Raw genomic sequence first — 20,797 nt, 5'->3', positions numbered from 1 at the left:
TCACATCCGGAAGACGCCGTAGGCGGGCGCCGGGGTCGGGGCGTTGGCGGCGACCGCCAGGCCCATGCCGAGCACGCGTCGGGTGTCGACGGGGTCGATGATCCCGTCGTCCCACAGGCGTGCGGTGGAGTAGTAGGGCGAGCCCTGGGTCTCGTACTGCTCGCGGATCGGGGCCTTGAACGACTCCTCGTCCTCGGCCGACCACTCGCCACCCTTCGCCTCGATCCCGTCGCGGCGCACGGTCGCGAGCACACTCGCAGCCTGCTCGCCGCCCATGACGGAGATCCGCGCGTTGGGCCACATCCACAGGAAGCGGGGGTCGTACGCCCGGCCCGCCATGCCGTAGTTGCCGGCGCCGAACGAGCCGCCGATGACGACGGTGAACTTCGGTACGACGCTGGTCGCCACCGCGGTGACCAGCTTCGCGCCGTCGCGGGCGATGCCGCGGTTCTCGTACTCGCGGCCGACCATGAAGCCGGTGATGTTCTGCAGGAACACGATCGGGATGCCGCGGGAGTTGCACAGCTCGATGAAGTGGGCGCCCTTGAGCGCCGACTCGCTGAAGAGGATGCCGTTGTTGGCGACGATGCCGACCGGGTGGCCCCAGATGTGCGCGAAGCCGGTCACCAGGGTCTCGCCGTAGAGCTTCTTGAACTCGTGGAAGCGGCTGCCGTCGACGATGCGGCGGATGACCTCGCGCACGTCGTAGGGCTGGCGGGTGTCGCTGGGGACGACGTCGTACAGGCCGAGGGGGTCCTCGAGCGGCTCCTCGGGCTCGCGCAGGTCGTAGCTCGCGCGGCCGGCGGCGTCGTAGCCGGTGACCGGCGGGAGGGTGTCGACGATGGAGCGGACGATCTGCAGCGCGTGGTCGTCGTCCTCGGCGAGGTGGTCGACGACGCCGGAGGTGCGCGCGTGCACGTCGCCGCCGCCGAGGTCCTCGGCCGTGACGACCTCGCCGGTCGCGGCCTTCACCAGCGGCGGGCCGCCGAGGAAGATCGTGCCCTGGTTGCGGACGATGACGGTCTCGTCGCTCATCGCCGGGACGTACGCCCCACCCGCGGTGCACGAGCCCATCACCGCGGAGATCTGCGCGATGCCGCGGGCGCTGAGGTTGGCCTGGTTGTAGAAGATCCGGCCGAAGTGCTCGCGGTCGGGGAAGACGTCGTCCTGCATCGGCAGGAAGGCGCCGCCGGAGTCGACCAGGTAGACGCACGGCAGGTTGTTCTCGGCGGCGATGGTCTGGGCGCGGAGGTGCTTCTTGACCGTGATCGGGTAGTAGGTGCCGCCCTTCACGGTGGCGTCGTTGGCCACGATCATCACGTCGCGCCCCGAGACGCGGCCGATGCCGGCGACGACGGAGGCCGACGGGACGGCGTTGTCCTCGCCGTCCTTGCCGTACATGCCCCAGGCGGCGAGCGGTGCGACCTCGAGCAGCGGGCTGCCCGGGTCGAGCAGACGGTCGACGCGCTCGCGGGCCAGCAGCTTGCCGCGGCCGGTGTGCTTGGCGCGGGCCGCCTCCGAGCCGCCCTGGCGGACCAGGGCGAGGCGCTCGCGGAGCTCGGCAGTGAGGTCGTGGAGGCTCATGCGCTCTAGGTTAACGCTCGTTAACCGATTGCGCCACAGGTCTGCTGGATCGGCGCTGGGTGGGCCCTGCACTCCTCCCAGTGGTCACTTAATGGCCATCGCCGCCCCTCTGGCGCCCACCAACTGACCACTGGCGCCCTCACGGCAAGGTGAATGCCCGCTAACCTGAGCCGGTGACCGAGTCCACCAGCACCGCGCGTCCCGCCCGTCCCGCGACGAGCAGGCGCCAACAGCTGCTCGACCTCGCCGCCGAGATGTTTGCGCGCCGCGGCTTCCACGGCGTCTCGGTCACCGACCTCGGCGCGGCCGCCGGCATCTCCGGCCCCGCGCTCTACAAGCACTTCCCGTCCAAGGACGCGATGCTGGCCGAGATGCTCGTCTCGATCTCCGAGGAGCTGCTCTCGGTGGGTCGTGCCCGCGCGGCCAGCGCGGCCGAGACCGGCGACGTACGCTCCGCGCTCGCCGCCCTGGTCGGCTGGCACGTCGACTTCGCCCTGGCCCACAAGGCGCTGATCATCGTGCAGGACCGGGACTGGAGCTCGCTGCCCGACGAGGCGCGCGAGAAGGTGCGCGGCCTGCAGCGCGACTACGTCGACCTGTGGTCGACCACGCTCCAGGGGCTGCACCCCGAGCTGACGCTCGACCGGGCGCGGGCCACCGTGCACGCGACCTTCGGGCTGATCAACTCCACCCCGCGCAGCGCGCGCGTGCCGGACGAGGAGATGCGCGACCTGCTGGCCGAGATGGCGATGCGGGCGCTCGACGCCTGACCGGGTGCCGGTGGGCAGCGAAAAGACGGTGCCAATGGGCCGTCGGGGCAACTGAGGACCCCGTCAGGCCGATTGACACCGCCCTTCCGTAGGACGCGCGGGACGGCTCAGACGTCGAGGACGAGCTTGCCGCCCGTGGAGCGCGAGACGCAGACGTACATCTCGGTGTTGGCCGCCCGCTCCTCGGCGGTCAGGAGGTCGTCGTCGCGGTGGTCGACGTCGCCGGAGATGACCTTCGCCAGGCAGGAGCCGCAGTCGCCCTCCTCGCAGGAGTAGTCGAAGTTCGGCACGTTCTTGAGGACCACGTCGAGCACGCGCTCGTCGGCGCCGACCGTGGTGGTGACGCCAGTACGCCGCAGCTCGAGCTCGAAGGCCACGTTGCCCTTGTCCTTCTCGGCGCGCTCGGCGGCCGCCTCCTCCGAGGCGGTGAAGCGCTCGAAGTGGAGCTCGGAGGCGGGGGCGTACTTCTCGACGCACTGCTCCACGGCGGTGATCAGCGGCGAGGGGCCGCAGCAGTAGACGGCGGTGTCGGCGTCGATCGCCTCGAGGGCGGTCTTGAGGTCGAGCAGGCCGTCGGTGTCCTGCGGGACGACGGTCAGGCGATCGCCGGCGATCTCGGTGAGCTCCTCGACGAAGGCCATCGAGGCGCGGCTGCGTCCGCCGTAGAGCACCGTGTAGTCGGCACCAGACTGGGCGGCTGCCGCCACCATGGCGCGGATCGGCGTGACGCCGATGCCGCCGGCGATGAAGAGGTACTTGGCGCTCGGCTTCAGCTCGAAGTGGTTGCGCGGAGTCGTCGAGGTGATCAGCTTGCCGACCAGGTTGATGTCGTGGAGCTCCTGGGAGCCGCCGCGGCCGGCCTCCTCACGCAGCACCGAGACGCGGTACTCGTAGCGGTTGGCCGGGTCGCCGCAGAGCGAGTACTGGCGGATCAGGCCGGCAGGCGTGTGGATCTCGAGGTGCGCGCCGGGCTCCCACGCGGGCAGCTCGTCACCGTGCGGGTCGACGAAGGTGATCGCGATGACGCCCTCGGCCTCGGTGGTGACCTTGGCGACCTCGAGGTCGATGTTGAGCGTCCCGGCTGCGAGCTTCTCCGCCTCGAGCTTGCGGGGGGCGTCTGCCGTGGGGTCGTACGCCGACCGGCTGGCCACGGTGGTGGGCCAGCTGGGCTTCGACTTCTTGAGGAACCGGAATGCCATGGTCAGAAGGATATATCGTCTACATCTTTACTCGGGGACGTTCCCAGCAGGTCGACCAGGAGCGCCGCGGCCTGCTCGGCCGCCTCGACGGCGACCTCCAGGTCGGGGAGCTCGCCCTCCCAGTCTGCCGAAGCAGTGGCTGGCTCCTCGGCGGTTCCGGCCAACCGGGCGACCAGGTCGGCGCGCTCCAGCCCGCGCAGGTGGAGCAGCACCAGCGGGTCGGCCTCGACCAGCCACGCCACCTGGGTCAGCACCGCCAGCCCGTGGCGGCACGGGTCGACCCACGAGTCGCAGCCACAGGTCGCGCTCAGCCCGCCGTATGGCAACAGCTCGACCCCGGCCTCCTCCAACGCCTCGTCCAGGCTCGCCGGCACGTCGCCACGCAGCAGCGACCCGACCCACCCGGCGCCGGCGCCGACCACCTCCGCGAAGGCCTGTGCCTCGTCGGGGTCCATCACCGGCACGGTGACGGTGACCGTGAAGGCGTCGCCGCGCTCCATCACCGCCGCGACCACGCGGCCGGCGTCGAGCTCGATCTGGCCGACCTCGCCGCGGCGGGCCAGGCCGGCGCCCTTCTTGAGGTCCGCCGGGTCGTACGCCGCCTCCTCCAGCGCCGAGGCGACCGCGCGCGCCCACCACGTGCGTACGCCCGCGGAGCGACGCGGCTCGATCCGCGGGAAGGTCCGTGCGCTCACGCCGGGCCCACCCACGCGACAACCAGCGTCATCGCAGCTCCACCAGGTCGCGCAGCTCGTCGTCGCTCAGCTCGGTCAGCGCCGCCTCACCCTGGCCCAGGACGGCGTCGGCCAGGCCGCGCTTGCGCTCGAGCAGGGCGGCGATCCGCTCCTCGACCGTGCCCTGGGTGACCATGCGGTGCACCTGCACGGGCTTGGTCTGGCCGATCCGGTAGGCGCGGTCGGTGGCCTGCTCCTCGACGGCCGGGTTCCACCAGCGGTCGACGTGCACGACGTGGTCGGCGCGGGTCAGGTTGAGACCGGTGCCGCCTGCCTTGAGGGAGAGCAGGAAGACGGGGACCCGGTCGTCGTCCTCGGCCGTCTGGAAGCGGCGCACCATCTCCTCGCGCTCGGCGACCGGGATGCTGCCGTGCAGGAACTGGTGCGGCACCCCGGCGCGGCGCAGGTGGGTGGCGATCAGCTGGCCCATCGCGACGTACTGCGTGAAGACCAGGACCGCGCCGTCCTCCGCGAGCACCGTGCCGATCAGCTCGTCAAGCAGGTCGAGCTTCTCCGAGCGGCCGTTGAGCTTGGGGTTGGCCTGCTTGAGGAACTGCGCCGGGTGGTTGCAGATCTGCTTGAGGCCGGTGAGCATCGCGAGCACCAGGCCGCGGCGCTCCTCGGGCTCGGAGCGCTCGATCCGCTCCATCCGGTCCTTGACGAACGACTCGTAGAGCACCGCCTGCTCGGTGGTCAGCCCCAGCAGGTGGTCGGTCTCGGTCTTCGGCGGCAGCTCGGGCGCGATCCCGGGGTCGGACTTGCGGCGGCGCAGCAGGAACGGCTCGATCAGGTCGGCGAAGCGCTGCGTCACCTTTGAGTCGACGCCCGCCTCGATCGGCGAGGCCCAGACCCGGCGGAAGGCCAGGCGGCTCCCGAGCAGCCCGGGCACCACCCAGTCGAGGATCGCCCAGAGCTCGGTGAGGTTGTTCTCGACCGGCGTGCCGGTCAGGGCGACGCGGGCGCGGAGTCGACCGTACGCAGCTGGCGAGCGGTCGACGACGCGGCGTTCTTCACGTGCTGTGCTTCGTCGGCGACGACCAGGTCCCACGGCACCTGGGCGAGCGTCTCCGCGTCGTTGCGCATCGTCCCGTACGTCGTCAGCACGAACCCGGCGTCCTTCTCGCCGCTCGCTCCCAGGCCCTCCAGGGAGCGGCCGCCGCCGTGGAAGCGTCGTACGGGAGTGCCGGGCGCGAACCGCTCGATCTCTGCCTGCCAGTTGCCGAGCAGGGATGCGGGGCAGACCACCAGCGTCGGCCCGTCGAAGCCTGCCTCGCGGCGGTGCAGGTGGAGCGCGATCAGGGTGATCGTCTTGCCCAGACCCATGTCGTCGGCGAGCACGGCACCCAGGCCGAGACCGGTGATGTGGGCAAGCCAGCTCAAGGCGTGGTGCTGGTAGTCGCGCAGGGTCGCGTCGAGCGCCTGCGGCACGTCGACAGGCGCCTTCTTGGAGTCGAGGAGGCGGCGGCGTACGACCTCGATCGGGCGCCGGGGTGGACCTGGACCTCGGTCTTGTCGACCTCGACCACGCCGCTCAGCGCGGCCGCGACCGCCTCGGCGGGGCGCGCGTTGCGGATCAGCCGCTTGCGCGCGCGCCGAGCGGTGACGGGGTCGACGACGACCCAGTTGTCGCGGAGCTTGATGACCGGGGCGGCCGCCGTGGCGAGTTGCTCCATCTCGGCCTCGGACAGCTCCTCGCCGCGCAGCGAGACCTGCCACTTGAAGGCGAAGAGGTTCTCCGCCGACAACGTCGACGACTGCAACGGGTCGTCGTCGAAGCCGCGTGACGACGTCGACTCCACGACGGCGCGGCTGCTGAGGTCGCGGCCGATGCTGCGCGGCCAGAGCACGTCGACGCCGACCTCGGCGAGCGCGTCGAGGCCGCGGTCGAGCAGGTCGGTGATCTCGTCGGAGTCGAGGACCAGCTCGTCGGGCACCCGCTGGTCGAGGAGCCGGTCGAGCACGTCCCAGGCGTCGGCGGCGCGGCGGATCGCGATGGAGGTGTGGGTGCGGGCGCGGTCACCGAAGCCGTGGGAGGCGTCGGGGCCGGTGTCGAGCCAGAGCGCGGATGCGTCGGCCAGGTGCAGCGGGTTGCCCTCGGCGTGCACCTGCGGGACCAGGCGCAGCTCACCGGCGTACAGCTGCTCGTCGGCGGCCTCGACCCGCAGCGACAGGGTGACCGTCTGTGGCCGGTCGTCGACCCCGTGGGTGCGGCGGATCCGCTGGAGCCGCGACTGCAGGCGGTGGGAGTAGTCGACGGTCGAGGCGGGGGCGCGGCGACGGGCGGCCCAGGTCTCGGGGTCGGTGGTGGAGGCAGCAGGCCGCGCGGCAGCCGGCGAACGGGTGGTCGACTGGCTGGGCGCCTTGCGCGGGCTGGCGTCGACGACGGCGTCTACCATGCGGCGTACGACGCCCTCCGTCGCCGCCGGCTCGAGCCCGTCCGGGATGCGGGCCGCCGCTAGCTGGGCGATCCGGTCGTCGTCGGCCGCGGTGAGGACCGGGACCCACCACGGCTGGTCGGGGTGCGGACCGAACCGGCCGTCGGCGACCAGGCGCAGGCCCAGGTGAGCGGCACCGGCCAGGAGTACGACGGACGGGTGCAGCTCACCCCCACCGCGCTGGGCGCGGGCCAGGACCGGCATCGCCGCGGTGACCGGCAGCGTCACGCTGCGCTGGCCAGGACCGGTGAACTCGATCGTCGCCTCGCGGGGCGGCTCCGCCGAGCGGAGGGTCGCAGGACCGGAGGTGGGGACGAGGCTCACGTCGACGACGGTAGCGGGCGGTGCCGACGGGTTGGGTGGGCGGCGCTCGGCCGCGCTCCGGAAGGAAACTCCTGTGGTGGCGCGGGGCCCGCGCTCCGGAAGGAAACTCCTGCGGGGGCGAGGGGCGGCTGAGCGTACGAGGTCCCACTCGGCACCCGAACAGCCTTCCGAGTCGTGAGTCGGTGGCTACTCTCTGCCGCATGACGATCCTCGACTCCCCCATCGGCCGCCTCGACGGCACGGCCGGCACGCTGCGCGACCTCACCGGCGGCAAGCCGGCCCTCCTGGTCAACGTGGCCAGCAAGTGCGGCCTCACGCCGCAGTACTCCAAGCTCGAGGAGCTGCAGGCCGCCTACGGCGAGCGCGGCTTCACCGTCGTCGGCTTCCCGTGCAACCAGTTCATGGGCCAGGAGCCCGGCACGGCCGACGAGATCCAGGAGTTCTGCTCCGCGACCTACGGCGTCACCTTCCCGCTGACCGAGAAGATCGAGGTCAACGGCGAGGGCCGCCACGAGATCTACTCCGCGCTCACCGCGCTCACCGAGCTCTCCGACGAGGAGGGCAAGAGCGGCGACATCCAGTGGAACTTCGAGAAGTTTCTGGTCGACGCCGACGGCACTCCGGTGGCCCGCTTCGGCCCGCGCACCGAGCCCGACGCGCCGCACGTCGTCGAGGGCATCGAGAAGCTGCTGGGCTGATCACGCCCACCCGGGAGGCTGGGTCGCACGCCATCAAGGTCGTGTGACGCAGCCCACCCCGTAAACAAATGGGCGGGGTCGGTCCGCCACCCCTACCCTCGACAAGTGACAAGTACAGAAACCATTCCCGGCCAGGAGCCGGAGCAGGTCGAGAAGCTCGACCGCAAGCTTCTCCTCATCGCCGGGGTCGTCGTCCTCGGCGGCATCATGTCAATCCTCGACGTGACCGTCGTGTCGGTCGCCCTCGAGACGTTCGCCCGCGAGTTCGACGCCACCACCGCTGACGTCGCGTGGACGATGACCGCCTACACGCTGGCGCTGGCCACCGTCATCCCGCTGACCGGCTGGGCCGCCGACCGCTTCGGCACCAAGCGGCTCTACCTGATCGCCGTTGCCCTCTTCACGCTCGGTTCGGTGCTCTGCGCGATCGCGCCCGACCTGACCTGGCTGATCGTCTTCCGCGTCGTCCAGGGCCTCGGCGGCGGCATGCTCATGCCGCTCGGCATGACGATCCTCACCCGCGCCGCCGGCCCGGAGCGCCTCGGCCGCGTCATGGCCGTCATGGGCATCCCGATGCTGCTCGGCCCGATCTTCGGCCCGATCCTCGGCGGCTGGCTGATCGACGTCGCGTCGTGGCACTGGATCTTCCTGATCAACCTGCCCATCGGCATCATCGGCCTCGTCTACGCGGCCAAGGTCCTCGAGAAGGACCACGTCGAGCCGTCCGAGACCTTCGACTTCGTCGGCATGGCGCTGCTCTCGCCGGGCCTCGCCTCGTTCCTCTACGGCGTCTCGTCGATCCCTGGCGCCAAGGAGGAGTCCGGCACCGCCTGGACCACCGAGGTCGTCTCCACGATGGTGATCGGCGCGATCCTGATCGCCCTCTTCATCCCGTGGGCGCTGCGCAAGGCCAACGTCCACCCGCTGATGGACCTGCGCCTGCTGAAGAACAAGAACCTCTCGGTCGCCCTGATCACGATGTCGTTCTTCGCGATCGCCTTCTTCGGCGCCTCGCTGCTCTTCCCGCTGTACTTCCAGATGGTCCGCGGCGAGGACGCCCTCAGCGCCGGCCTGCTGCTGGCGCCCCAGGGCGTCGGCGCGATGCTGACCATGCCGCTCGCCGGTCTGCTCGCGGACAAGATCGGCCCGGGCAAGATCGTGCTCACGGCGCTCACCGTCATCACGATCTCGGTCGGCATGTTCACCCAGATCGACGCGGACACCTCGTACGCCTACCTGCTCGCCGCCCTCTTCATCATGGGCCTGGGCCTGGGTGGCGCGATGATGCCGATCATGACCGCCGCGCTCGCGACGCTCAACGACCACACGGTCGCCCGCGGCTCGACGCTGCTGAACATCCAGCAGCAGGTGGCGGCCTCCATCGGCACCGCGATCTTCGCGACCCTGCTGACCAACTTCATGCAGGAGAAGAAGTCGATCCAGGTGGCCGGTGAGCTCGCCGAGGCGGAGGCACGCGGTGGCGACGCCGCCGTGGCCGAGCTGATGGGTCAGCTCGGGCTGAACCCCGACCAGCTGCAGGCGCTGCTCGCCAGGATCCCCGGCGACCAGGCGGCATCGTTCGCCTCGGTCTTCGTGATCGCCACCGTCCTGGTGGGTCTCTGCCTCGTGCCGGCGCTCTTCCTGCCGCGCGAGAAGGTGCACGCACCCAAGGACGTCATGGTCGGTCACTGACCACCCGGCGTACGCACGAAGGCCCCTGCCTCACGGCAGGGGCCTTCGTCGTTCTCGTACGTGGCTCCGGCACGCGTCGTCGTACGCAGCCGTCGTACGCAGCCGTCGTACGCAGCGCTCGGTCAGACGCGCGCCGCATCGGCCTCCGCGACGGCCTTGAGCCTCACCAGCGTCTCCTCGATCGAGCGCTGGGCGCCCTTGAGGCCGGAGAGCTTGAAGACCAGGCGCGGGAGGCCCGAGTAGCGGCTGCCGTCCCAGGTCTCGGTGACCCGGACCTTCTCGCCCTCGGGGGTGAGCTCGTAGCGCCAGCGGTGCTGGCCGCGGTGGCGCCAAGCGATGAGCGCGTCGTCCTCGTACTCAACGACGGTGTTGGTGGTCCGGTAGCCGAGTCCGCGCTTCATCTGCACGCTGAACTGCGCGCCCTCGCTGAGTCGGTCGGGGCTGTCGACGATCTCCTGCACGGTGCCGGAGCCGTCGATCCGCGGGTGCTGGTGCGGGTCGGCGAGGATGTCGAAGATCACCGACGCCGGGGCGTCGACGAGGATGCTGGCTGAGGCAGTGAGGTCGTCGTCCATGCGGCGAACGCTAGCCCCCCGGCCCTGACGTCCCACTAACGTTCAGCCATGGCGACCAGGCAGAACGCGAGCTGACCCGTGCACACCGACCCGGGTCCACCCGTCACCCGCTTCCCCGCCGAGGACTTCCTGTGGGTGGTCCTCCTCGCCCTGATCACGGCCGCCGGCTTCCTGGCACTCCTGCTCCCCAGCGTGGTGCGGGCCGCGATCCACACCCCGGCCCTGTGGATCGTTGTCGTGCTGCTCGTGCTCCCGCTGGTCGCGGCCACCCACAACATGCTGGGGCGGACCTACGAGATGTCGCCACGGCGGCTGACGGAACGCCAGTGGGGACGGGTGACCCGCTCCCTCGCCCTCGACCGGATCACCCGGATCGCGGTGGAGGTGAGTCGTGAGGCCGACGTCGGCACGACCAGGCGGTTCGTCCTCATCGGCCCCGACGACGCGGGGCAGGAGATCACGATGGTCGTACGTCCGAGTGTGCGGTCCCGGCCGACCCTGCTGGCCCACCACCTCCAGGAGGTGGTCGCCGAGCGCCCCTGGCTGCTCGAGGAGGGGAGCCGCGACCACTTCCGCGTCCTGGTGCGCGAGGTGCTCACCCCGCGCAGCTGACGGCCGGCGCCACCCGATCAGGCCTGGACGGCCAGCACCAGCGGGAGCACCGCCTCGGCGCCGGCCTCGTGGAGCTGCTGCGCGGCCAGGGTCAGCGTCCAGCCCGTGTTGACCTGGTCGTCGACCAGCAGGACCCGGCGACCACGCACCGAGTCGTCGTCGAGGAGGAGCCGCGAGCGGCGGCGTACGGCCGAGACGCGCTGGGCGGAGTTGGTCGCCCCCGCGCCGGGCGGGACGTCCACGTCGACCAGCGCGAAGCTGCCGATCACCGGAACCCGGAGGTAGCGCGAGAGCCCGTCGGCCAGGTCCTGGGTCAGCGCACCACGGCGGGTGGACTCGACCACGACGATCGCGTCGACGCTGGGCCGCCAGTCGTTGAGCACCTGGACGACCGCCTTGACCAGCGGGACCGGCACCGGCCCGTCGGGCACGTCGTCGCGGAGCAGCTCGCGCAGCTGCTGGCCGTAGCCGAGGTCGGTGAGGCGGGCGACCGCGCGGCCCTCGGAGGCCTGACCGGTGATCTTGCCCTTGAGGTCGATGCCCATGTTGGCCAGCGCCGTGGGCCACATCTTGCGCGGCTCCACCGGGACACCGGGGCGGCTCAGCTGCTCCTGGGCCGCCTCGACCGCGGCCTGCGAGACCTCGGCGCTGAGGTCGAGCCCCCCGCAGTTGTCGCAGCGGCCGCAGTCGCTGGCGTCGGGGTTGTCGAGCTGGGCACGGAGGTAGCGCATCCGGCACATGTCGGCGTCGAGGTAGGCCAGCATGGCCGCCTGCTCGCGCTCGCGGGCCTCGGTGACACGGGCATACCGCTCGGCGTCGTACGTCCACGGCTGCCCGGTCGCCTCCCAGCCACCGCGCACCCGGCGTACGGCACCGTCGACGTCGAGCACCTTGAGCATCGTCTCGAGCCGGTTGCGGGAGAGGTCGACGTAGGTCTCGAGCCCGGCGGTGCTCATCGTGCCGCGCTCGGCCAGGACCTCGATCGTCTGGCGCACGAGCTCCTCGCGCGGGAAGGCCAGCGAGGCGAAGTAGGCCCAGATGTCGCGGTCCTCGATCTGCGGCAGCAGGACGACGGTGGCCTCGTCGGTGTTGCGGCCGGCGCGGCCGACCTGCTGGTAGTAGGCGACCGGCGAGCTCGGCGCACCCAGGTTGACCACGAACCCGAGCGAGGCGTCGAAGCCCATGCCCAACGCGCTGGTCGCGATCAACGCCTTGACCCGCCCGGCGACCAGGTCGGCCTCGAGACGGTGCCGCTCCTCGGCCTCGGTCTGGCCGGAGTAGGCCGCGACGTCGAGCCCGCGCTGACGCAGGTAGGTCGCGACCTCGCTGGTGGCGGCGACGGTGAGGCAGTAGACGATGCCCGACCCGGGCTGGGACGCGAGGTGGTCGGCCAGCCACGCCAGCCGCTGCTCGGGGGTCTTCAGCCGCAGGACGCCCAGGCGCAGGGACTCGCGGTCGAGGGTGCCGCGCAGGACGAGGACCTCGTCGAGGGAGCGCGAGCCGCTGAGCTGCTCGGCGACGTCGCCGGTGACGCGCGCGTTGGCGGTCGCCGTCGTCGCCAGCACCGGGATCCCCGTCGGGAGCTCGTCGAGGAGCGTCCGGATGCGACGATAGTCAGGCCGGAAGTCGTGCCCCCAGTCGGAGATGCAGTGCGCCTCGTCGACCACGAGGAGGCCGCAGGTGGCGGCGAGACGGGGCAGGACCTCGTCGCGGAAGCCAGGGTTGTTGAGTCGCTCGGGGCTGACCAGCAGCACGTCGACCTCGCCGTTGTTGATGGCGGCGTGGATCGGCTCCCACTGGTCGTTGTTGGTCGAGTTGATGGTGACCGCCCGGATCCCGGCGCGCTCGGCGGCGGCGATCTGGTTGCGCATCAGCGCAAGAAGCGGCGAGACGATGACGGTCGGACCAGCACCGGCCTCGCGCAGCAGCAGCGTCGCCACGAAGTAGACGGCCGACTTGCCCCAGCCGGTGCGCTGGACGACCAGGGCGCGGCGGCGGTCGACGGCCAGCGCCTCGATCGCGGACCACTGGTCCTCGCGCAGGACCGCGTCGTCACGGCCGACCAGGGCGCGCAGGTGGCGCTCGGCGGACTCGCGAGCGGCAGTGCGGTCGGCGGTGGCGGCGGCGGGAGAAGTCATGCCTCACTGTCTAACAGGCGACGCCGACAACGCCCGTCCTCGGCTCTTCAGCGGAAACTTCGAGTCACCGGGTGACTCGAAGCTTCCGCTGACGATCGACCGCTGGATCAGTGCGGCGCCACCGGCGGCAGCCCCAGCTTCTCGCGGGCCTCCTCGTGGATCTTCACCACCGCGACCCGCAGCTGCGGGCGCTCGGTGAGCGGGCCGCCGGGCCACGGCACGCGGACCTCGACCTCCTGGCCGTCGACGACCGCGCTCCAGACGCCCACCTCGGTGTCGAGGTCGGTCATCGTGGCCGACGTCGCGGTCGGGTGACCGGCGGCACGGACGATGTCGAGCGAGTCGTCGAGGTGGTCGCCGTTCATGTGGCCGAGGACGCCGGTCACGACGGCGTCGTCGAAGCGCGCGGCAGCCCGCTGGTCAGACACACCGGTCACCAGATCCGGACGCGGTCGGCCTCGTCGAGCCACAGGCCGTCGCCTGCCTCGGTCCCGAAGACCTCGTGGAACTCGTCGAGGTTGCGCACGATGTTGGCGCGGAACTCCGGCGGCGAGTGCGGGTCGACGGTCAGGTACTGGAGGTCGAGCTCCTTGCGCCGCTTCGTACGCCAGCAGTAGGCCCAGTTGAGGAAGACCTTGCGCTTCTGCTCCTCGGTCGCCTCGTCACCGACGGCGATCAGGAACGCCTTGTAGCCGATGGTCAGACCACCCAGGTCGCCGATGTTCTCGCCGACGGTGAGCTGGCCGTTGACCCGCTCGCCGGGCAGCGCGCGCGGCTCGAAGGCGTCGTACTGCTCGACCAGGGCCTTGGACTTGGCCTCGAACGCCGTCTTGTCGTCGGCGGTCCACCAGTCCTGCATGTTGCCCTCGCCGTCGTACTGCGCGCCCTGGTCGTCGAAGCCGTGGCCGATCTCGTGGCCGATGACCGCACCGATGCCGCCGTAGTTCTCCGCCGGGTCGGCGTCGGGGCTGAAGAACGGCTTCTGCAGGATTCCGGCCGGGAAGCAGATCTCGTTGGTGCCGGGGTTGTAGTAGGCGTTGACCGTCTGCGGGAGCATGAACCACTCGTCGCGGTCGACCGGGCTGCCGATCTTGCCGAGCTCGCGGTCGGTCTCGAAGGCCGACGCCGCGCGCACGCACGCCACCAGGTCGCCCTCGACGACCTCGAGGGCGGAGTAGTCGCGGAACTTGGTCGGGTAGCCGATCTTCGGGCGGAACTTCTCGAGCTTCTCGTAGGCGCGCTGCTTGGTCTCCTCGCCCATCCAGTCGAGCGCCTCGATGGACTGGCGGTAGGCCTCGAGCAGGTTGTCGACCAGCTCGTCCATCATCTCCTTGGAGCGCGGCGGGAAGTGGCGGGCGACGTACTCCCGGCCCACGGCCTCGCCGATGGCGCCCTCGACGAAGGCGACGCCACGCTTCCAGCGCTCGCGCAGCTCCGGCGTGCCGGAGAGGGTGCGGCCGTAGAAGTCGAAGTTGGTCTCGACGAAGTCGTCGGTGAGGTACGCAGCGAGGTTGCGCAGCACCTTCGCGCGCAGGTAGGGCTTGAGCTCCTCCACCGGCACCTCGGCGAGCACCGCGGAGAGGTGCTCGAAGTAGGACGGCTGGCGCACGCAGACCTCGGCGATGGTGGCGTCGCTGCCACCCAGGGCTGCGACGTAGCCGCTCCAGTCGACCGACGGCGCGAGCTTGTCGAGCTCCTCGCGGGTCAGCAGGTTGTAGGTCTTCTGCACGTCGCGGGTCTCCGCGCGCTCCCAGTGGCCCTCGGCCAGGCGGGTCTCGAGGGCGAGCACCGCCGCCGCCTGCTCGGCACCACCCTCGATGCCGGCCAGGCGGAAGAGCTCGGTGAGGTAGGCGACGTACTTCTCGCGCACCTCGGCGAACTTGTCGTCGGAGTAGTACGACTCGTCGGGCAGCCCCAGGCCACCCTGCGTCAGGTTGACCACGTAGCGGTCGGACTGCTTGGCGTCGGTGTCGACGTAGGAGCCGAAGAGGCCACCGCCGCCGTGGCGCTCGTAGGCCCCGAGGAAGGCCCAGAGCTGCTCGCCGGTCTCGAGGGCGTCGACGTCGGCGAGCAGCGGACGGATCGGGGCGGCACCAGCCGCGTTGATCGCGTCGGTGTCCATGAAGGTGGAGAAGAGGATCGCGATCTTGCGCGCGTCCTCGGCGTTGGCGACGTCGTCGGCCTGGCCCTGGGAGAGCTCGGTGATGATCTCGCGCACGTGCTGCTCGGCCTGGTCGGCGAGCGTCACGAACGGACCCCAGCTGCTGCGGTCGCTGGGGATCTCCGCCGTGTCCAGCCACGTGCCGTTGACGTGGCCGAAGAGGTCGTCCTGCGGGCGGATGTCGAGGTTCATGCCCTCACGGGCGTCATCGAGGATCGTCACGTCGATCACAGTAGCCGGGGGCACCGACAAGGCGGGAGGGCGATTCGCCACGAGCGGAATCGCCCTCCCCACGCCTCAGTCGACGCGCAGGACCAGCTTGCCGACGGCCGAGCGCCCCTGCAGGTCGCGCAGCGCCTGCGGCATCTCGTCGAGCTTGTACGTCGCCCCCACCGGCGGCTTGACCAGCCCGGACTCGATCATGGGGAGCAGGGAGCGCCACTGCTGGTGCATGTAGCCCGGCCGCACCATCGCGAAGCCGCCCCAGCCCACGCCGCGTACGTCGATGTTGTTGAGCAGCAGCCGGTTGACCTTGACCTCGGGGATCCCCTGGCCGGCGGCGAAGCCGACCACCAGCAGGCGGCCCAGCGGCGCGAGCAGGCGCAGCGAGTCGGTGAAGAGGTCACCGCCGACGACGTCCATGACGACGTCGACCCCACGGCCACTGGTCAGCGCACCGACCCGCTCGCGGAACCCCTCGACCAGGACTGTCTCGTCGGCGCCCGCCGCCCGGGCGACCGCGGCCTTCTCGGGCGTGGAGACGACCGCGATGACGGTGGCACCCAGCCCCTTGGCGACCTGGATCGTGGCCGTGCCGACGCCGCCGGCCGCACCGTGCACCAGCACGACCTCGCCCGGACGCAGGCCGGCCCGCTCGACCAGCGCGAACTGCGCGGTCAGGTAGTTCATCGGCAGGGCCGCGCCCTCGTCGTACGACAGCACGTCCGGCAGCGGGAAGACCGCCTCCTCGGAGATCGCGGCGAGCTCGGCCGCCCCGCCGTAGGGCGCGACGGCGGCCACGCGCTGGCCGACGCGGAACTGCTCGACGTCGGCCCCGAGCGCCTCGACCGTGCCGGCGACGTCGATGCCGAGGGTGAAGGGCGGCTCCGGCCGGAGCTGGTAGAGCCCCTGGGAGAGGAGCAGGTCGGGGAAGGCGACACCGACGCTGTGGACGCGGACGAGGACCTCGCCCCGACCGGGGGTCGCGTCGGGAACCTCCCGCACCTCCACACCGTCGGGGCCGGTCGTCTGGATCACCTGGGCTGCACGCATGGCGACAACCTATGACCTCACGCGTGAAGGCGCGAGGGGTCGACCGAAGAATTGGGCGGCCAGACCTCAGTCTTGGTGCGAGTGCTCGTCGGCGCCGATCGCCCCGTCGACGAGGTGGTGGAGGTGGGCGCGGAAACGGTCCATCATCTCCAGGCTGGAGGGGTCCTGGCGCTTGCCGGAGGCGTCGATGAAGCCGGCACGGGTGAAGGAGTGGGTCGTCCAGACGATCGAGTAGACGAGCATCTCGACGTCGACCTCGTGGGTGAGCCCGGCTCGGTCGAGCGTGGCGCGCACCTGCTCGGCGACCTGGGCGACCAGCGGCCCGGCGAACTCCTCCTCGATCGCGGCCAGGTCCTCACCCTCGGCGAGCCAGCGCCGCATCCACAGCGTCGGCACCTCGGGGTGGCGCAGGCAGAAGGAGAGGTACGCGTCGACGAACCCGTGCATCGCGGTGCGGGTCGCCTCGGGCGTGGGGTCGCAGGCGGTGAGCGTCTCGAGCGCGGCCACGACGGCGTCGCGCTGCGCGACGTGCGCCAGCCGCATCACCTCGCGGTAGAGCTCCTCCTTGCCCCCCACGTGGTAGGCGACGGTGGCGATGTTGAGGCCGGCCGCGTCGCCGATGGCGCGGGTGCTGGTCGCCCCGTAGCCGCGCTTCGCGAAAAGGTCGGTGGCCACGGCAAGGATCCGGTCACGGCTGGGACTGGCGCTGTCGGTGGGCACGGCGGTCATGCTACGCCACCGCGCTGCCCGCGCAGCCGGAGCGCCGTCCCGGACCCATCGAACGATGGAGACAACGACGCTGGTCAAAGTGCTTGACGGCTTATCAATCACTCGATTGAATGAGTGGCGCCCACCACACGGCAGAAGGATCCCCTGATGAAGAACACCCCCGCCGTCGCCGTCATCGGCGCCGGGGCGGCCGGCCTCACCGCCGCCAAGGCCCTGCTCGACGAAGGCGTCGACGTCACCGTGCTCGAGAAGGGCGACGTGCCCGGCGGCCTCTGGGTCCAGGGCAACGCCAGCGGACTCTCCCCGGCCTACGACTCGCTGCACCTCAACACCAGCAAGGGCCGCACCGAGTTCGCCGACTTCCCGATGCCCACCGAGTGGCCCGACTACCCCTCGGCCAAGGTCATCGCGGGCTACCTGCGCGACTACTCCGACACCTTCGGCGTCACCGCGCGCACCGAGTTCCACACCACCGTCACCGCGGTCGAGCGCACCGCCACCGGCTGGCGCGTCGACGCGGACGGCCCCGACGGCGCGACGTCGCGAGACTTCGACGCCGTCGTCGTCGCCAACGGCCACAACTGGGACCCCCGCTGGCCCTCCCCGGAGTATCCCGGCACCTTCGCCGGCGAGCAGATGCACGCCCACGACCACCGCTCGGCCGAGCGCTTCGCCGGCAAGCGCGTCCTGGTCGTCGGCATGGGCAACTCGGCGATGGACATCGCGGTCGACGCCTCCTACGTCGCCTCCTCGCCCGTGCTGCTCTCCGCGCGCCACGGCGTGCACATCGTCCCGAAGTACCTCTTCGGCAAGCCCTCCGACGCCACCGGCGCCAAGCTCGTCGCGCTCCCCTGGCGCCTGCGGCAGAAGGTCGCCGAGACGATGCTGCGCCTGGCCGTCGGCACCCCGCAGTCCTACGGCCTGCCCGCCCCCGCCGGCGGCCTCTTCCAGAACCACCCCACGATCAGCGACACGATCCTGCACCGCCTCACCCACGGCGAAGTGCTGCCGCGACCGGGCATCGAGCGCTTCGACGGCCACCGCGTCGTCTTCACCGACGGCACCTCCGACGAGGTCGACGTGGTCGTCTGGGCGACCGGCTACCGCGTCACCATCCCCTTCCTCTCCGACGAGTGGCTGGGCGACGACCCGGAGAAGCTGCCGCTCTACCAGCGCGTCTTCCACCTCGACGACCCCTCGCTGGCCTTCGTCGGGCTGATGCAGTCGACCGGCGCAGCGCTGCCCGTCGTGGAGCAGCAGGCCAAGCTCGCCGCCGCGCACCTCGCGGGGCGGTACGCCCTCCCCACGGCGACCGAGCAGCGTACGGCCGTCGAGCAGGCGCACGCCGCCGCCGTCGAGCGGTGGGGCCAGAAGCGCCCGATGATGCGCATCGACTTCGACGCCTACGTCGCCGCGCTGCCCAAGGAGACCGAGGCCGGCGTCGCCCGCGCTGCGGCCGGCGCCCCCGTCTTCACCCCCACCACCCGAGAGGCAGTCCAGGCATGAGCCCCTTCTCCTTCCGTCGCGCCCAGCGCTCCGCCGTCGGCCTGCGCGTCCTCGTCACCGGCGCCTCCGGCACGATCGGCCAGGCCCTCGGCCGCCGCCTCACCGCTGCTGGCGCCGTCGTGGTCGGCCTCGACCTCGCCCCGCGCGGCGACGAGGGCTTCGAGGTGCTGGCCTGCGACATCACTGACGAGGAGTCGACCGCCGGCGCCGTCGAGCGCGCCCTCGAGCTGCTCGGTGGCCTCGACGTACTGGTCAACAACGCCGGCATCGGCGGCCCCGCCCCGGCCGCGCTCGCCCCCGGCGCCGAGGTCCGCCGCCAGCTCGAGATCAACCTGCTGGGCGCCTGGCGGGTCACCGCTGCCTGCGTCGACGCCTTGGTCGCCTCGCGCGGCCGGGTCGTGATGGTCACCTCGCGGATGGCCGTCATGCAGCTGCCGCTCGCCGCGGCGTACGGCGCCTCGAAGCGTGCGCTGGTCGCCTACGCCGACGCGCTGCGCCTGGAGCTGGGCACCCACGTCTCGGTCACCTGCGTCTACCCGTCGGCCGTGCGCAGCCCGATCCACGACTCCACCCAGGCCGCCGGCCTCTCGCTGGAGGGGATGAGCACCTACGAGTCGCTCGAGGGCGTCGTCGACGCGATCACCCGCTCCTGCCTGGTGGTGCGCGCCCGCCGCGACGTCACCACGACGGCGAAGGGCGCGGTGGAGTTCTGGCTCTCGCGCCACCTGCCCGTCGTCACCGACCGCATCGTGCTGCGTACGCTCGCCAGCCGCACCCGGGCGGGCGCCTTCGGTGACGCCGAGCTCGCCGCCGGTGTCGTCGCCCGCCACGCTCCTGCGTCCGAGGCGACCCGGTGAGCGCCGCCACCGAGGCGCTCCGCGAGGAGCACCCGGCCGAGGCCGGCCCGCGGGCCCCGACCGGTGCGCTCTCGGCCTACGCGTCCGGCTCCTTCGGGATGGGCGTCTGGGTCACCGTGCCCGGGCTGCTGCTCCTCTACTTCCTCACCGACGTGCTCGGTGTCGCCGCAGCCGTCGCGGGCCTGACGCTCCTGGTGCCCAAGGTCGTCGACGTCGTCGTGCACCCGATGGTCGGCACCCGCTCCGACCGCCAGGCCCGACGCCTCGGCCACCGCCGCCGGATGATGACGGGCGGCATCGCGCTCGCCGCCGCGATGGTCGCGATGTTCAGCGTGCCGAGCAGCCTCGAGGGCTGGAGCGCGGCGCTCTGGGTCGGCGCCTGGTACGTCGTCGGCAACCTGCTCTTCGCCACCTTCCAGGTGCCCTACCTGACCGCGCCCTCCGACCTGGTCATCGGCTACCACGAGCGCACCCGGGTCTTCATGTTCCGGATGCTCTTCCTGACCGTCGGCCTGCTCGGTGCCGGTGTGGCGGCGCCCGCGCTGGTGGCCAGCGAGCGGCGCAGCGACTACACCACGATGGCCGCGGTGCTCGCGGTCGTCATGGTGGTCTCCGCGGTCGTCGCGATCGGCGGCGTACGCCGTCTCACCGACGCCTGCGGCTTCCGCACCCCCGCCGAGACGGCAGGCCACTCGGCGTGGGCCGACGTGAAGGTGGCCTGGGCCGACCGCGACTTCCGGGCGCTGGTGCTCTCCTACCTCTTCACCGGCACGACCACCCACCTCTTCATGGCGGCGCTGCCCTACTTCACCCGCTACGTCTTCGACAGCACCGCGCTGACCGCCGTCTTCATGGGCAGCTTCCTGGTGCCGGCGGTGGCGGCCGGACCGATCTGGATGGTGCTGTCGCGCCGCTTCGGCAAGCAGCGCGGACTGCTGGCCTCGCAGCTGATCTTCGTGGTCGGCTCGTTCGCGCTGCTGCTGGGCGCCCAGGTGGGCGTGGCGGTCTCGGTGGCGATCGTCGTCGCGATGGGCTTCGCCTTCGCCGGGCTCCAGCTCTTCTCCTTCTCGATGGTGCCGGACGCCGTCGCGGCGGCCGAGCGGGCGGGCGAGTCCAAGGCCGGTGCCTACACCGGCGTGTGGACCGCGACCGAGGCGCTGGGCACCGCGGTCGGCCCCTACCTCTACTCGGCGGCGCTGGCGACCGGTGGCTTCATCTCCTCGCGCGCCGGCGAGGACGTCACCCAGCCGGACTCCGCGCTCACGGCCCTGCTGGTCGGCTTCACGGTGCTGCCGGCCGTGCTGATGCTGGTGGCGATGGCCTTCCAGCGCCGCTACCGCCTCGACCCGGCCGACGACGCAGTCGCATCGGCGCAGGCGTGATCGACGCACTCACCGCCGACGGGGGCACCGTCGAGCTGCTCGTGCTGGTGGCGGTCATGGTCGGCGCGTTCGCCCAGGGCGCGACCGGCATGGGCTTCTCGCTGGTGGCAGCCCGGCGCTGATCGCCGC

20 protein-coding genes are annotated in these 20,797 nt (G+C 71.5%); 8 read left to right on the top strand and 12 right to left on the bottom strand.

The window, feature by feature from the left end; all coding sequences use genetic code 11:
• Positions 1-1,584, bottom strand: a complete 1,584-nt coding sequence (locus E2C04_RS00965) for a carboxyl transferase domain-containing protein (RefSeq protein ID WP_135831170.1) — start codon at positions 1,582-1,584, stop codon at positions 1-3.
• A 173-nt stretch (positions 1,585-1,757) separates the two neighbouring features.
• Between E2C04_RS00965 and E2C04_RS00960 the strand changes: the two genes are divergently transcribed.
• Positions 1,758-2,354 carry a TetR/AcrR family transcriptional regulator gene (locus E2C04_RS00960; protein ID WP_229721373.1) on the top strand — a complete coding sequence of 199 codons (597 nt, stop codon included), beginning with the start codon at positions 1,758-1,760 and terminating at the stop codon, positions 2,352-2,354.
• A gap of 107 nt (positions 2,355-2,461) precedes the next feature.
• Here the strand turns inward: E2C04_RS00960 and E2C04_RS00955 are convergent, their stop codons facing one another.
• From E2C04_RS00955 to E2C04_RS18965, 5 genes are read right to left on the bottom strand one after another with little or no spacing between them, the layout of a single operon-like run.
• Positions 2,462-3,553 carry a PDR/VanB family oxidoreductase gene (locus E2C04_RS00955; protein WP_135831169.1) on the bottom strand — a complete coding sequence of 364 codons (1,092 nt, stop codon included), beginning with the start codon at positions 3,551-3,553 and terminating at the stop codon, positions 2,462-2,464.
• A gap of 2 nt (positions 3,554-3,555) precedes the next feature.
• Entirely contained in the window at positions 3,556-4,248 is a 693-nt protein-coding gene (locus E2C04_RS00950) for an SWIM zinc finger family protein (RefSeq protein WP_135831168.1), read from the bottom strand.
• Between the two features lie 28 nt (positions 4,249-4,276).
• Complete coding sequence (locus E2C04_RS20515) at positions 4,277-5,335, bottom strand: DEAD/DEAH box helicase (RefSeq protein WP_275106536.1); 1,059 nt, start codon at positions 5,333-5,335, stop codon at positions 4,277-4,279.
• Positions 5,233-5,715, bottom strand: a complete 483-nt coding sequence (locus E2C04_RS20510; protein ID WP_275106535.1) for a DEAD/DEAH box helicase — start codon at positions 5,713-5,715, stop codon at positions 5,233-5,235. The genes E2C04_RS20515 and E2C04_RS20510 overlap by 103 nt, the downstream gene beginning before the upstream one ends.
• Positions 5,664-7,046: an SNF2 helicase-associated domain-containing protein gene (locus E2C04_RS18965; protein WP_238694382.1), complete on the bottom strand. Its 1,383-nt coding sequence runs from the start codon at positions 7,044-7,046 to the stop codon at positions 5,664-5,666. Before E2C04_RS18965 ends, E2C04_RS20510 begins: the two co-directional genes overlap by 52 nt.
• 200 nt (positions 7,047-7,246) lie before the next feature.
• On the opposite strand from E2C04_RS18965, the gene E2C04_RS00940 reads away from it, so the two are divergent.
• Positions 7,247-7,744: a glutathione peroxidase gene (locus tag E2C04_RS00940; RefSeq protein ID WP_135831167.1), complete on the top strand. Its 498-nt coding sequence runs from the start codon at positions 7,247-7,249 to the stop codon at positions 7,742-7,744.
• 105 nt (positions 7,745-7,849) lie between these two features.
• Positions 7,850-9,436, top strand: a complete 1,587-nt coding sequence (locus tag E2C04_RS00935) for a DHA2 family efflux MFS transporter permease subunit (RefSeq protein ID WP_229721374.1) — start codon at positions 7,850-7,852, stop codon at positions 9,434-9,436.
• A 122-nt stretch (positions 9,437-9,558) separates the two neighbouring features.
• On the opposite strand, the gene E2C04_RS00930 is transcribed toward E2C04_RS00935, so the two are convergent.
• The gene (locus tag E2C04_RS00930; protein WP_135831166.1) at positions 9,559-10,011 is read right to left on the bottom strand and encodes an SRPBCC family protein; all 453 of its coding nucleotides are present in this window, start codon (positions 10,009-10,011) and stop codon (positions 9,559-9,561) included.
• 78 nt (positions 10,012-10,089) lie between these two features.
• Here E2C04_RS00930 and E2C04_RS00925 point away from each other — a divergent pair, with 78 nt between their 5' ends.
• Complete coding sequence (locus E2C04_RS00925) at positions 10,090-10,623, top strand: hypothetical protein (protein WP_135831165.1); 534 nt, start codon at positions 10,090-10,092, stop codon at positions 10,621-10,623.
• A gap of 17 nt (positions 10,624-10,640) precedes the next feature.
• On the opposite strand, the gene E2C04_RS00920 is transcribed toward E2C04_RS00925, so the two are convergent.
• From E2C04_RS00920 to E2C04_RS00900, 5 genes are all read right to left on the bottom strand, one after another.
• Positions 10,641-12,761: a RecQ family ATP-dependent DNA helicase gene (locus E2C04_RS00920; RefSeq protein ID WP_135831164.1), complete on the bottom strand. Its 2,121-nt coding sequence runs from the start codon at positions 12,759-12,761 to the stop codon at positions 10,641-10,643.
• 107 nt (positions 12,762-12,868) lie between these two features.
• Positions 12,869-13,189 (bottom strand): DUF2470 domain-containing protein, encoded by a 321-nt coding sequence (locus tag E2C04_RS00915; RefSeq protein ID WP_229721375.1) that lies wholly within the window; start codon positions 13,187-13,189, stop codon positions 12,869-12,871.
• Between the two features lie 5 nt (positions 13,190-13,194).
• A complete protein-coding gene (locus E2C04_RS00910; protein ID WP_135831163.1) occupies positions 13,195-15,144 on the bottom strand; it encodes a M13 family metallopeptidase in 1,950 nt (649 codons plus the stop codon).
• Between the two features lie 75 nt (positions 15,145-15,219).
• A complete protein-coding gene (locus tag E2C04_RS00905) occupies positions 15,220-16,194 on the bottom strand; it encodes an NADPH:quinone oxidoreductase family protein (protein ID WP_135831162.1) in 975 nt (324 codons plus the stop codon).
• Positions 16,195-16,260: 66 nt separating this feature from the next.
• A complete protein-coding gene (locus tag E2C04_RS00900) occupies positions 16,261-16,914 on the bottom strand; it encodes a TetR/AcrR family transcriptional regulator (RefSeq protein ID WP_202977848.1) in 654 nt (217 codons plus the stop codon).
• Positions 16,915-17,070: 156 nt separating this feature from the next.
• Between E2C04_RS00900 and E2C04_RS00895 the strand changes: the two genes are divergently transcribed.
• Genes E2C04_RS00895 through E2C04_RS20505 form a run of 4 tightly spaced genes read left to right on the top strand, consistent with a single transcriptional unit; the run spans position 17,071 to position 20,790 of the window.
• On the top strand, positions 17,071-18,429 hold the full coding sequence (locus E2C04_RS00895) for a flavin-containing monooxygenase (RefSeq protein ID WP_135831160.1): 1,359 nt from the start codon (positions 17,071-17,073) through the stop codon (positions 18,427-18,429).
• Complete coding sequence (locus tag E2C04_RS00890; protein ID WP_135831159.1) at positions 18,426-19,286, top strand: SDR family NAD(P)-dependent oxidoreductase; 861 nt, start codon at positions 18,426-18,428, stop codon at positions 19,284-19,286. Before E2C04_RS00895 ends, E2C04_RS00890 begins: the two co-directional genes overlap by 4 nt.
• Entirely contained in the window at positions 19,283-20,668 is a 1,386-nt protein-coding gene (locus E2C04_RS00885) for an MFS transporter (RefSeq protein ID WP_202977847.1), read from the top strand. The genes E2C04_RS00890 and E2C04_RS00885 overlap by 4 nt, the downstream gene beginning before the upstream one ends.
• Positions 20,665-20,790: a hypothetical protein gene (locus E2C04_RS20505; RefSeq protein WP_275106534.1), complete on the top strand. Its 126-nt coding sequence runs from the start codon at positions 20,665-20,667 to the stop codon at positions 20,788-20,790. The genes E2C04_RS00885 and E2C04_RS20505 overlap by 4 nt, the downstream gene beginning before the upstream one ends.
• Positions 20,791-20,797 lie beyond the last annotated feature (7 nt).

Origin of the sequence: Nocardioides daphniae (genome assembly GCF_004777465.1) — a bacterium.
Taxonomy (GTDB): Bacteria; Actinomycetota; Actinomycetes; order Propionibacteriales; family Nocardioidaceae; genus Nocardioides; species Nocardioides daphniae.
The sequence above is the reverse complement of the archived record's forward strand: the minus strand, read 5'-3'. Positions and strand labels throughout refer to the sequence as shown.

Coding starts and splice junctions, on each gene's coding strand:
- E2C04_RS00895 (WP_135831160.1), top strand. CDS start 17,071: ATGAAGAACACCCCCGCCGTCGCCGTCATCGGCGCCGGGGCGGCCGGC.
- E2C04_RS00955 (WP_135831169.1), bottom strand. CDS start 3,553: ATGGCATTCCGGTTCCTCAAGAAGTCGAAGCCCAGCTGGCCCACCACC.
- E2C04_RS00905 (WP_135831162.1), bottom strand. CDS start 16,194: ATGCGTGCAGCCCAGGTGATCCAGACGACCGGCCCCGACGGTGTGGAG.
- E2C04_RS00920 (WP_135831164.1), bottom strand. CDS start 12,761: ATGACTTCTCCCGCCGCCGCCACCGCCGACCGCACTGCCGCTCGCGAG.
- E2C04_RS00890 (WP_135831159.1), top strand. CDS start 18,426: ATGAGCCCCTTCTCCTTCCGTCGCGCCCAGCGCTCCGCCGTCGGCCTG.
- E2C04_RS00940 (WP_135831167.1), top strand. CDS start 7,247: ATGACGATCCTCGACTCCCCCATCGGCCGCCTCGACGGCACGGCCGGC.
- E2C04_RS00965 (WP_135831170.1), bottom strand. CDS start 1,584: ATGAGCCTCCACGACCTCACTGCCGAGCTCCGCGAGCGCCTCGCCCTG.
- E2C04_RS00930 (WP_135831166.1), bottom strand. CDS start 10,011: ATGGACGACGACCTCACTGCCTCAGCCAGCATCCTCGTCGACGCCCCG.